A 12,956-nucleotide genomic window follows, 5' to 3' on the forward strand; every position below is an offset into this window, starting at 1 on the left:
TTTCGCTTTTATCTGGTTAAGTTAGAAGGAGTATGACACACCAAACTAGAGATTTAAAGCAAGAAATAACTGTTGAAAAATTAAAAGATTACTTTCCGAACGGAGCATTGAAAACATACCAAAAAGGGTATGCTATCAGTTATATTCATAAAAAAGTTAGAACCTTTAGATGGTTGTTAGAAGGTAGTGTCAACTATTATATTTCACTCGATAATCCTGAAAGCGATATTCTCGTTTGCCAAAACTCAGAGCCTTTTTCTACGATTGGTTTAAACGGATTCAATACCCCCAAAAGATTTACTTATAAAGCAACCGTAGCCTCACCAAAAGCATCTTTTTTTGAGATTCCATTTCATGAGCTAGATGCGTATTTGAAAAAAGGGCATCAGAATATCTTACTCAAAAATATTGGAGCAAAATTATATCGTGTTTTGCATACGGCATTAACCAAACAAACAGAATTATTGAGTCCCGTACGGTTTCAGCCATTCGTTGAAGATCGACAGTTTTTTATATCGCCCGTTGCCGAACAAGAAGAGATTGTTTCATTAATGCGACGTTCTCCTTTCTTAGATTTTTTTGAAGAAAAAAACCTAATGGCATTGGCTGCTTTGGCAGAACGACGGGAGTATGAGCCAGATGAAGTTTTGTATGTGCAAGACGGTTCAAGTAACGGATTATTTATTCTGATACATGGAGAAGTAACCGTTAAGCGAATAGAGAATACGATTGAGATTAAACAACGTTCTATTAAGAATTCAGGATTTGTCTTCGGATGGTCTTGTTTGCTTAAGGAAAAAGATATTTGCTCGGCCATAACCAATACAAAGACCTCTGCTTATTTCATACCTGAAGGAGATTTAATGAAATTGTTTCAAGAAGATGATGCATTTGAAGGTCAATTCTTTCAACGCTTACTTTGGCTCATGGGCAACCAGTTAAATGCTGCTTTTGTGCGTTATGTAGGTTTATTAGGTAAGCACAATTTACAGGCAGTCTACCAATTAATCAAGAATAATAAATCGCGGTTGTTGTTGTCATCGCCATTACATCAAGTGCCACATCTTTTAAAAAGCAATACCACAAAGCAGTTCGCTTATGATGCATTAACTAGTTTGGTAAAAAAGGGGACAGCTTTAGAACGCCATATTGCATCATTGAGTTTAGAGTTATTAGGAGAAGATCAAAAGGAGCATGGGTTTATAAGCGGATTACAGCAGATTTATGAGAATGTTGCAGAAAATTACAGTGAAGATGCCAAGCAAAACAGAAAGGTCTGTGCAGAGCTGACTATGAAGGTGTTTAAAAATGTGCCCTATATTATTGAAGGCTGGGAGAATTTACCTGAAGATACTGGTAATATTTTTATCTATAACCACTTAATCAATGACCCACATTATACCTTAAATAATAATTTTCAGATTACGCTAGATTCACATTTTCTAAGTGCCATGGTCTTGCATAAAAAGTATGAAGAACCCGGTATAAGAACAGTTAGAATAGGGCAGGGGCAAGAATATGGTCATCAAAATTACTATGATAACCTTGGCTATATAAATGTGTATACCAAAGAATCTGATGAAACTTCTAGCAATAGAAAAGAAGAGGCGAGAAGCATCTTCTATAACGAAGCGTCAAAACATCTTAAACAAGGTTATAATTTAATTATTAGTCCGGAAGGGACTTCGTATAGAACAGACGAATCTCCAGGTCCTTTTAAAATGGGCGCTTTTAAATTGGCATTACATACCGAGCCAGAACCGTATATAATACCAGTAGTCATGGTAAATTTTGATCATAGAATTGGCAAATCTTTATACTACTGTGCCATCAAAGAACCTTTTTTACTGAGTGAAAAAGTGCCTTCTAAAAGCAATAAAGATTTATATGCGTTTATGGAAGAGTACCAAAAAGAGTATGCAGGCTATGTACAAGAGGCAATTGAAAGGGCAGAAGAATTAAACGTATCGTCTTCCGGGGCAGATAATTTAGAAGAGCCGCCTGCTATTTGGTGTAATGAGATCAAGCGTTTGAAAAGACGAATAGCCAAACTGCCAACACAAGAGAATTTAATTGCGTTTTATGGAAGCTCGTCTGTACGATTATGGGTGAATATGAAGCGTGATTTGAGTCCGTTTAATGTAGTGAACCTTGGTTTTGGCGGATCTACATTTGCTTGGTGTATTCATTATTTCGATGAGATTTTTACGGAAGCTAATCCTTCTAAAATTGTGTTGTACGCTGGAGAGAATGATTTGAATAGTGGTAAAACTCCGCAAGAAGTACTTTCTGGTTGTATGGAGTTGGTGGGCTTGATTACTAACAAATATCCGGATGCAGAATTGGCATTGATCAGCTTAAAACCAAGTGTAGAGCGCGAAGCTTTGATTCCGCTAATTATGGAAACTAATTTAATGTTGTCCAAGTATTTTATTACCGAATTAAATGCACAATACATCAATGTATTCGCGCAAATGATTACTACCGATAATAGACCGATACCAGAATTATACCTTTCTGACGGATTGCATTTAAACAAGCAAGGCTATGCACTGTGGAGTACTGCCATAAAGAAAGCACTACAGGCAGCGGATAGCCTTGAGCTTGAAAATCAATTGTAATTTGTTATTCGTCTTGACCACCTTTGCGTTGTGGTGTTCTTGGTGTTGGCCATTCTCCTTTTTTACCAGATCTTGGGTTAATACCTAGCACGGCTTTTTCGCGCGATGTTTTCTCTGGATCTTCACAAGCCATATAAGTTAGTATGGCAGTTAGTATGGCGTTGTTACGAACATCATCGAATACTATTTTGTCATACGTATCTAAATTGGTATGCCATGTGTAGTTCCAATAATCCCAACTAAGAGAGCTTAAAGAAAACGCAGGTGCACCAGCAGCTACAAAAGAAGCATAATCAGATCCACCACGACTAGGTGAACCGGGGAAGGTAGTTTCAATCTCATTTTTATACGTTTCTGGTACGGCTTCTAACCAACGCCCTAAATAATCATAGGCATGTAGAAAACCTTGTCCTGATAAACGAATAACACGACCAGTGCCATTATCTTGATTAAAAACAGCTTGTACACCAGCTACAATTTCTGGGTGATCTGCTACAAAAGAACTAGAACCATTTAAGCCTTGCTCTTCACTTCCCCAAAGTCCGATTAAAATAGTTCGCTTCGGATTCGGATACACCTTTTTAAGAATTCGTGCAGCTTCTAACATGGTTATGGTTCCTGTGCCGTTATCTGTTGCTCCTGTTCCACCATCCCAAGAATCGAAATGGGCAGAAAGAATTACATATTCATCTGGGAATTCAGTACCTTGTATGGTTGCTATAGTATTAAATGTTGGTACTACGCCTAAATCTTTAGATTCGGCCACTATTTTAATTTTAGTATCAGCGCCATGTTCTACCATTCTGTATAACATTCCGTAGTCTTCTAAAGAAATATCTACTGCGGGAATTTTATCGGTACCTGCACTAAATATTTTGTTAGCGCCAAAACCTTCAGACCATCTTGACTGTGCAATACCTACTGCACCTGCTCTTTCAAATGCAGAATTGATATTTCTACTCGTGTAGCCTGTATTGTTAATATTCTGTCTCCATATTTTTTCTATGGAATCACGCTCCGTTTTCATTTTCTCGAAGGATGCCTTTGTTGCGTATTCTTCCCAGTTTTCATCTGGTCTACCTGTAGGTTGCAACATACTAATCATTACTATTTTTCCTTTTACATTAGGAAGCCATTTTACAAATGATAATGAGTCTTTGAAACTAGGTAATGTAATTAATGATGCGGTAACACCTTTAGCACTTGTACCTGGGTTCCATGCTAATTGTGTAGCGTGAAGTGATGCTACTCGTGGCGACACCATATCTACATGGGTAATGCCTCTTTGCCAACCCTTCCAGGTTCCCCATTGCTGATTTTCGGCAGAAATACCCCATTTTTTATAGGTGTTTATTGCCCAATCATGTGCTGTTTTCATTTCAGGTGTACCCACTAAACGAGGTCCGTTGAGGTCCATTAATTCGTAAGCCAATTGCTCTAATTGAGAATTTTCAACGCCTTCTTTTTCAATGGCATTAACGATGTCTTCTGTGGATTGAGAAAATCCGAAAGTGGCGCATAATAAGTATGCACCAAAGAGTATTCCTTTTTTCATGTTCAAGAGAGTTTGTTAGTTGAACTAAGGTACTCATTTAAGGGCGGAAGGGGTGTGTTAAAATTTATCGGATTTCTCCAAAAATTCAGAAAGACTTTCCTGTATCAAATACTCCCAACCCGCTACACCACTTTCTCTTTTGAATTCGGGGATGTCTGTTGGAAATTCTTTTAAAACTTCACTTGTAACTGTAAGTAGTGTTTGATGTTCTTCTTTTGAAAGATTAAATGTAGAAATGCTCTCGCCAGGGTATTCGTCAAACTTCCATTGATAACTAATTTTTGATTGAGGAATAACTTCTGTAACTATCCAGTTATGCGTAAAATTTCGCCCTTCGTTAGTAATTAAAAAGCTGGTTTGAAAAGATACTTTTGGCTTAAAATCAGGAATCACATCAAAATACCATTGTCGCATTTGTTCTAAATTAGTTAATGCTTTCCATACCTGTTCTATGGAAGCATTAAAAAGCTGCTCAATAATTATGGGTTCATTGTCTTTCATAATCGTTATTTCAGTTTCTTATCTAATGCCAATATGGTTTGCAAAAGTACATTGGCACCATTTGCCATATCAACTGCTGAGGTAAATTCTTTTGGTGAATGACTAATGCCATTTTTACTAGGAACGAATATCATTCCTGTTGGTGCAATAAGTGCCATGTCTTGAGCATCATGACCAGCACCACTTGGCATTGATTTGTAACTCAAGCTAAGGGATTGAACACTTTTTTCAATTTCAGATTGAATCAATGAGTCCATAATAGCTGGGTCTGCTGTAGTGTCTAGTTTTTTAAAGGAAATTTCAACTCCGGATTCAGCACTAATTTCTTCCGCTCTTTTTTCGATAGCGGTATATACTTTTTCAATAACCTCAGAAGATAAATCTCTAATTTCAAGACTCGTAACCACATGACCGGGAATTACATTGGGTGCGCCTGGTTCTGATTTTATTCTACCTACCGTAGCAACTTGTGATCCGTCGAAACTAGTGGCAACTTCGTTGACTGCTATAATGAATTTTGATGCTGCTAATAGTGCATCTTTTCTTGCATTCATAGGTGTTGTGCCGGCATGATTAGCGAATCCGTTAAATTCAACATCCCACCATTTTAATCCTACAATACCTTTTACAATACCAATTTCTAAATTTTCTTTTTCAAGAGTGCCCCCTTGTTCAATATGTAGTTCTATAAAGGCAGCGACATCTCCTTTTTTACGAGCTACTTCTGCTAGTCTGGTGGTATCTCCACCTAATCTCATCATACCTTCGCCAATGGTATATCCTGTAGAATTTTTAACCGAAAAAGCACTTTCTTTCAAATGACCGGCGATTGCCCTACTACCTACAACACCACCTTCTTCGTTAGAGAAGATTATGATTTCTAATGGATGTTTTGTTTTAACGTTGTTTTCATCAAGTACCTTTAGCACTTCTATTGAAGCCATACTGCCAACACAGCCATCATAATTACCACCATGCGGAACGCGGTCTATATGTGAGCCAAATGAAATCGGTTTCAAATTTGGTTTTGTCCCTTTTCGTATACCAATAACATTGCCGGCAAAATCGATATGGGTTTCAATATCCATAGCTTTTAATTGCTCAATAACCCATTGCTGGGCTGCAACATCGGCATCACTAAAAGCAACACGTTCTGTTTCGCCATTTTCTTGAATGCCAAATTGTGCAAGATCTTTAATTCGCTTCTCTAATCGGTCTTGACTCACCGAGATTTGAGCAATACAATATAAAGGACTAACAATTAAAAGTATGGTAATTATATTCTTATATTTTTTCATGTTCCTCTATGGTAAAGTGGTTGTATTACTAGGTTAGTATTCCAAAAATAGGTTTGCTAAAAATATTAAATATTTAGGTGTATACTTTTGAGACTGGGCATACACCTAAATAGTTTTTTTTTGATAAATTCTATTTTTCTATGAAATGCATCGCAAAATGGCTTATTTTCCGAAACTCTGTAACGATAAAAACCAGTAGTTCCTTCTTTTGTGACAATTTCGCTTGATGGTAATTGAGTCTACATATTTCAATGGGTTTAAGGTAATCAAAAAATGCCTTTTTTGGAGTTATAACTCAAACGAATTGTTATATCAGTAGTTTGATTTTTTGCATGGCAGTTTATAAATCCAATTTTATAATACGAATCGCTGGTTGTATATTTATTGCCATAGTCAATGGCGAAAATTCAAATTTGAAACAATATACAACAATGAAGAGGGAGTTAAATATTGAAGAATGGAACAGGGCTGGTCATTTTAAGTTTTTTTCACAGTTTAGCGAGCCTTTTCATGGAGTAACCGTCAAAGTGAATTGTTCTAAAGCCTATGATTATGCAAAACAGTCTGGCAACTCTTTCTTTCTAGTTTATTTACATAGAACTTTAAAGGCTGCCAATGCCATAACCGCGTTTAAATATCGAATTGAAGAAGGCAAGGTATTCGAGTATGATCATGTGCATGCATCGCCAACCATTGGTAGGGATAATGGCACCTTTGGTTTCTCTTATGTTGAATATAAAGATTCGTTTACTGAATTTAGAGATGCTGCCAATAAGGTGATTGAAGTTGTTAAAAAATCAACGGGACTAGAATTGCCTGATTGCGGTATCAACGTATTACATTGTTCTAGTATGCCGTGGCTAGATTTTACTTCTGTCTCTCATGCACGACATTTTGAATTTGCCGATAGTTGCCCTAAAATATCATTTGGTAAAATGACCGGAGAAGGTGAGGAAAGAACCATGCCTGTTTCAATACACGTTCATCATGCGTTAATGGATGGCTATGAAGTTGGTTTGTTCGCTGAAGAGTTTCAGCGACTAATGTCACTAGAAGGAGAAGTTTAAAAGGTGAATTAAATAATATGTGTTAATTATATTTGAGGTACTATTTGCTCATTTGTTGCGGTTTTGAAACTTAAAATGAACTCTGTGCCTTTATTTATCTCGCTTTTACAGCTGATTGTACCACCGTTCATTTCTACGAAATCTTTAGTAATCATTAAACCGAAACCAGTTCCTTTTTCGCCAACTGTGCCTTGCCTTACTTCTGGAGCACCATTGCTTTCAGTTGTGTTTTGCCAGTTGGTATTCATTCCCAATCCAAAATCTTTTACTCCTATTTCAACGATATCAGATGTGCATTTAGAAGACAATATTATTTTTTGACCTTTCTCACTAAACTTGATAGCATTAGAGGTCAGATTGCGTAGAATGACTTTTAACATATTTTCGTCAATGTAGAGTTCTCGACAACAAATTGCCATTTCTATGTCTATCTCCTTATCATTTGCCATTCTTTTAAATTCCTTTTTTATGGAATTAAATACCGTATCTAAATTGCATATCTTTTTATCTAAGGTCACACCTTCTAGTTGATTATACGACCAATCCAGCAGAACGTTAACCATAGAAATTCTATCGGTTACTTCATTTTTTAATTTTTTTGTAATCTCCTTTAGTTCACTTTCCTCTAACTGACTTTCAATCATTTCTACAATTGTGCCAACATTATTAAGCGGTCCTCTTACATCATGGGTTAGTAGCGAAAATAATTTGTTTTTAAGCTTATTTACTTTTGCAAGTTCTTCATTTTGGTGCTCTAAATCTTGCTTTGCTATTTGTAAATGTTGGGTTTGTTTTTCAACTTCAGTAGTAAGTTTGCTATTAGCTTCAATCTGAATTTTTATAGTATTGTCTTCAATAGATTTATATTTGTAGCTAACCAAAATGGAGAAAAGAACTAATTGAAAAGTCACAAGAATTGAAGTAAGTAGTATTATCAGGTCTCCGTCGACATTATAATATTTCTGAGTAAACCATGCTCCTATATAAAGAAATGATCCTAATAGGTAAGGTGTATAAGAATACAAATAATACTTATTGAACTTTTCTGCATGGTATAAACGCAATCCTGAAAATAAGCTGAGAAGTGCTGTTGATAATGCCATGATGGCAGCTAATAACACTATAGAACTGTTTAACCAATCAATTTTAGTTATTATGTTATTTAGAATGTGCAAACCAGGCAAACAAATCATGATTATTACAAATACTTTATAAATTGTAGCTAATGTTGGGTGATTGTTTTGAGAAATGTTCAGGTAGCTTTTGGTAAACATTAATAGCCCAAAAGTTGAAATCATTGCTGTACTCAGTGTTGCTTTATCAGCGGTTAATATAACCTGATCACTGTAAGAACCTTTGATAATAAGAGATAGACTCCAGTGTAAAGTCAGACCAAATATTAATATAAAATAGTACAGTGTAATTTTATGTCTTAAAACAAGAAAAGATAGTAGGTGGTATATGCCAAAAACGCCAAAAATGGACGTAAATACAATTGTTGTTAAATACCTAAAATTAATGATATCCATATATAAACAATGAATTTGTTATGTGGGGGAGATATGAATCTGAAATATCATTTATTATCTCTGCTCCCTGAATTTAGAAATTTTTATTTAGAATGGCCCATTATTTTGATAGCATCTTTTTGAAATCATACTTTAATTCATTTTGTAAATTTCTAATTCATAAGCTGCGCTATTGGTTTAGGAATTAATAATTTGCGCAAGATTTGATTCACAATAGAATGGTAAAGTTAGAAGAGCAGCTTAAAAATCCAGTTTGGTATTCCTTGAATGAAACAAATAAAAAGTTTGTTGTTGCTTATGACGGTGTTCAGTTTTATGATCAAGAGGTGTGTACTTTTGGGTCTTTCTTTGATGAATTAAAGACAGAAAAATCTTCTGATGAATATATAAAAACGACAGATAGTTTTTTCTTCGTTTCAGAGAATCAGACTCCGTTAATAGATGAAACTAATATTGTTTTAGAGAAGAAAATTGATGGTTGCCAAATGGTATTAAATCAACTGCCAGAAGTTTCAATAACAGAAGATATTGTCTTATTGACCGATGAATATATTGATGAAGTGTATGACTTAATCTGGTTGGTAATGCCTGGTTATTATCGTAGAAGAACATTTGAAATGGGTAACTATTACGGAATTTTTAAAGACGGGAAATTGGTTTCAATAACCGGTCAGCGAATGCAAACCAATCTTTTTATAGAAGTAAGTGCGGTGGTAACTCACCCAGATTATACCAGAAAAGGATTGGCAAAACAACTTATCGCGCATACTACAAAAGAGATTTTAAAAGTAAATAAAACACCTATTCTGCATACCAATAAAGGAAACTTGGCTATACCCCTTTATCAGAAATTAGGATACGAATTAACCAGAGATATGAACTGGTGGTTGTATCGTAAAATTTGATTAATCTCATTTTCTAAGATTAACACCTCGGATTTTTTTTCTACATTTTCCAACTATTTAATAGATTATTCTATTTCTTATTTCATTTTGATATATTTTTAAATAACTGTATTACAGTGTTATAAAAGTTTATAAACGACTGTAAACGATAACAAACGAAAGTAAGCGTTTGCAAACCGATTAATCTTTCAATGCTGTTCTAGGTTTGCAGTGTCGAGTCACAATGGCTTGATAGTATGAACTGTTAAACCATAAATTTAGAGAGATGAACGCATTAAAAAACAAAGTACAGTTGATTGGTAATTTAGGGCAAGACCCAGAAATAGTAAACTTAGAAGGTGGTACCAAATTGGCTAAATTTTCTATCGCTACTACAGATAGTTATAAAAACGCGAAAGGTGAAAAAGTTGATGATACCCAATGGCATAATATAGTTGCCTGGGGAAAAACAGCTGAGATTGTAGAGAACTATTTAGCCAAAGGAAAACAAGTAGCCATAGAAGGTAAACTTACCCACCGTTCTTATGAAACTAAGGAAGGTGAAAAAAGATACATTACAGAAGTAAGGTGTAATGAGTTGTTGATGTTGGGGAAGTAGGTTTTAGAAAAAGAGACCTTCTATTGTATTCAGAATGATATTCTAAGATCATTTATTCGTTAATAATTATAGCAGCTAGGGTTTGAATTTTAGTAAAGAAATATTACTTCAATTATAAGTTTTTGCATCGCTCTTTAAATTATAAAAATGAATGTCAGTCTGAATGCAGTGAAGTCTCAACTTATATATGATAATATAAATCATTTAGCTTATGAATTCATATGTAGTTTATATTTTGAAGTGTGTAGATGATTCTTATTATATCGGAATATCGGGCAATATGGAAAAGCGTTTGATGCAACATTAAATCGGTTATTTTCGAAGTTGTTATACATTTTATCGAAGACCTATTGAACTTGAGTATATTTTAGAGTTTACCGATGTCATTCAGGCGATATTATTTGAAAAAAGAATTAAGGGGTGGACAAGGGTAAAGAAAATGGCTTTGATAAATGATGATTTTGATATGATTCAAATATTAGCTGAATGTAGAAATTTCACACATTCAAAGTATAAGGAAGATTCGTGTTCCTAAGCCCTTCGACTGCGCTCAGGATGACATACTAACTATATTAAATTAATTTTAGTTGGTAGTATGCATTTAGTAAACTACTATATGGATTTTGCAACGATATATTCATTTATGAAAACGAGTGTCAGTCTGAGCGCAGTCGAAGACCTTGATTTAGTTAAAATGTTTGTTTTTATAAACGCTATATCTTCAGCCTTAAGATTTAATGAATCTCATTACAATTGAAAACTAATTTAGACTAGAATCTTCCTATTTTTGCAAAACATGATTACAACAGAAAAAGACTTAATACCATTATTAAAAAAGCACTTTGGTTACGATTCATTTAAGCCGAATCAATTATCAATTATTGAAGATGCACTTAGTAAAAAAGATGTGTTGGCGATTATGCCTACTGGTGGTGGTAAGTCCTTGTGTTATCAGTTGACGGCATTGGCTTTAGAAGGTACTGCAATTGTGATTTCTCCGCTAATTGCTTTAATGAAGGATCAGGTAGATGTTTTAAAAGCTAACGGAATTGCTGCTGAATATTATAATAGCTCTCAGACCCAAGAAACACAACAAGAGATTCTTGGTAAATTAGAGCGAGGGGAGTTGAAACTCTTCTATGTGGCTCCAGAGAGTTTAGGCTTTTTTAATAACATTCTTGGTAACTTAAAGATTAGTCTTTTTGCAGTAGATGAGGCGCATTGTATCTCTTCATGGGGACACGATTTTAGACCTGCATATACTCAACTTGGCGGATTAAAAAGAAGATTCCCAAATATTCCGGTCATGGCGCTTACGGCAACTGCCGATAAGACTACTCAAGACGATATCGCTGATCAATTACAGATTCCGAATGCAGAGCGTCATTTGGCATCTTTCAATAGACCTAATTTATATTTAGATGTAAAACCTGCTCAAGATCGAATAAAACATATTCTCGATTTCTTGGATGATAGACCGAACGAAAGCGGAATTATTTACTGCCTTAGTCGTAAGAGTACGGAGTCTATTGCCGAGAAATTACGTAATGCTGGTTTTAAAGCCAAAGCCTATCATGCAGGTATGTCCTCTGATGAACGCTCTTCTGTTCAAGAAGAATTTATAACTGACAAGGTTCCTATTATTGCAGCAACCATTGCTTTTGGTATGGGTATAGATAAGAGTAACGTACGTTGGGTTATTCATTATAACCTGCCAAAGAATATAGAAGGGTACTACCAAGAAATTGGTCGTGGCGGTCGTGACGGACTCCCAGCTCATGCCTTACTATTTTACAGTTTTGCCGATGTGGCTCAGTTGCGTAGGTTTATAACACAAAGTGAAAATTCCGATGTTGAATATGCGAAATTAGAGCGTATGCAGCAATTTGCTGAGGCATTGAGTTGTCGTAGAATTGCTTTGTTAAATTACTTCGGAGAACAAATATCAGAAGGTTGTGGAAACTGTGATATCTGTAACTCTCCACCTGCATATTTTGATGCAACGTTACTGGCGCAAAAAGTTTGCTCTGCTGTTGCTCGTTTAAAAGAGAGTGAACCCATGGGTATGGTTATCGATGTTTTAAGAGGTGCGCAGAATGCACATGTTTTAGAAAAAGGCTATCAGAATATAAAAACTTATGGTGCTATAAAAGATGTTTCTTGGTTAGACTTGCAGCAATATGTTATTCAGCTATTGAACCAAGGTGTTCTAGAAATTAACTTCAGGGAAGGTGCAAGACTCGGATTAACTGAACAGGCAAAAGAGGTCTTGTTTTCGGGAAAAAAAGTTCAGCTAGCAGTCTTGCAAAAGGAAGCGGAAAAGAAAAAGGCTGCGGCAAAATCACGAACTACGAAAACAAATTTATTCGAAAAGCTTCGTTTACTTAGACAACAAATTGCAACGGAACAGAATGTACCCGCTTATGTTGTTTTTGGTGACGCGAGTTTAAAAGATATGGAGGCTAAACTCCCTAAAAATAGAGAGGAGTTTATGCAAGTCTCTGGAGTAGGGCAGGCGAAGTTAGAAAAATACGCAGATGTATTTATTGCTGAAATAACTAAAAACGCTCCTGCTAAAAAATCAAAAAAAGCCACACACGACCAAACTTTTGAATTATTCAAAAAAGGTTCTACAGTTTCTGAAATTGCTACGTCAAGAAATTTGTCCGAAAATACGATATACGGACATCTAATGAAAAAGCATGCCGAGGGTGAAGATCTTGATTTAAATCAGTTTGTTGATTCAAAAGAAATAGCTGAGATAGAAAAGGCAAAATCTGAACTTACAGAAGCCACAGGTCTAAAAGACTATTTTGAATTTTTTGAAGAGAAAATGCCGTATTGGAAAATTAAGTTTGCGCTGTATATGTTAGATTCTTAAA

The 12,956-nt window shown here is 35.3% G+C and carries 10 protein-coding genes; 6 read left to right on the forward strand and 4 right to left on the reverse strand.

Going from position 1 to position 12,956, the window contains the following annotated elements:
* Positions 1–32: 32 nt before the first annotated feature.
* Complete coding sequence (locus CLV90_RS03300) at positions 33–2,621, forward strand: cyclic nucleotide-binding domain-containing protein (RefSeq protein WP_133686084.1); 2,589 nt, start codon at positions 33–35, stop codon at positions 2,619–2,621.
* Positions 2,622–2,625: 4 nt separating this feature from the next.
* Here CLV90_RS03300 and CLV90_RS03305 read toward each other — a convergent pair whose 3' ends face one another.
* The 3 genes from CLV90_RS03305 to CLV90_RS03315 are packed head-to-tail and all read right to left on the reverse strand — an operon-like array spanning position 2,626 to position 5,975.
* Entirely contained in the window at positions 2,626–4,176 is a 1,551-nt protein-coding gene (locus CLV90_RS03305) for a M20/M25/M40 family metallo-hydrolase (RefSeq protein ID WP_133686085.1), read from the reverse strand.
* 57 nt (positions 4,177–4,233) lie between these two features.
* Positions 4,234–4,677, reverse strand: coding sequence for an SRPBCC family protein (locus CLV90_RS03310; RefSeq protein WP_133686086.1), 444 nt, complete (start codon positions 4,675–4,677; stop codon positions 4,234–4,236).
* Between the two features lie 5 nt (positions 4,678–4,682).
* Entirely contained in the window at positions 4,683–5,975 is a 1,293-nt protein-coding gene (locus CLV90_RS03315) for a Zn-dependent hydrolase (protein WP_133686087.1), read from the reverse strand.
* Between the two features lie 431 nt (positions 5,976–6,406).
* On the opposite strand from CLV90_RS03315, the gene CLV90_RS03320 reads away from it, so the two are divergent.
* Positions 6,407–7,042 (forward strand): chloramphenicol acetyltransferase, encoded by a 636-nt coding sequence (locus CLV90_RS03320; RefSeq protein ID WP_133686088.1) that lies wholly within the window; start codon positions 6,407–6,409, stop codon positions 7,040–7,042.
* A gap of 26 nt (positions 7,043–7,068) precedes the next feature.
* Here the strand turns inward: CLV90_RS03320 and CLV90_RS03325 are convergent, their stop codons facing one another.
* Positions 7,069–8,571 (reverse strand): sensor histidine kinase, encoded by a 1,503-nt coding sequence (locus CLV90_RS03325; RefSeq protein WP_133686089.1) that lies wholly within the window; start codon positions 8,569–8,571, stop codon positions 7,069–7,071.
* A 218-nt stretch (positions 8,572–8,789) separates the two neighbouring features.
* On the opposite strand from CLV90_RS03325, the gene CLV90_RS03330 reads away from it, so the two are divergent.
* From CLV90_RS03330 to recQ, 4 genes are all read left to right on the forward strand, one after another.
* Positions 8,790–9,476 carry a GNAT family N-acetyltransferase gene (locus CLV90_RS03330; protein ID WP_133686090.1) on the forward strand — a complete coding sequence of 229 codons (687 nt, stop codon included), beginning with the start codon at positions 8,790–8,792 and terminating at the stop codon, positions 9,474–9,476.
* Positions 9,477–9,741: 265 nt separating this feature from the next.
* Complete coding sequence (locus CLV90_RS03335) at positions 9,742–10,074, forward strand: single-stranded DNA-binding protein (protein WP_133686091.1); 333 nt, start codon at positions 9,742–9,744, stop codon at positions 10,072–10,074.
* Between the two features lie 211 nt (positions 10,075–10,285).
* Positions 10,286–10,381, forward strand: coding sequence for a GIY-YIG nuclease family protein (locus tag CLV90_RS19570; protein ID WP_341777674.1), 96 nt, complete (start codon positions 10,286–10,288; stop codon positions 10,379–10,381).
* A gap of 489 nt (positions 10,382–10,870) precedes the next feature.
* Complete coding sequence (gene recQ / locus CLV90_RS03345) at positions 10,871–12,955, forward strand: DNA helicase RecQ (RefSeq protein ID WP_133686092.1); 2,085 nt, start codon at positions 10,871–10,873, stop codon at positions 12,953–12,955.
* Position 12,956 lies beyond the last annotated feature (1 nt).

The sequence above is a fragment of the Maribacter spongiicola genome (assembly GCF_004364165.1).
In the GTDB taxonomy this organism is placed as follows: Bacteria; Bacteroidota; Bacteroidia; order Flavobacteriales; family Flavobacteriaceae; genus Maribacter; species Maribacter spongiicola.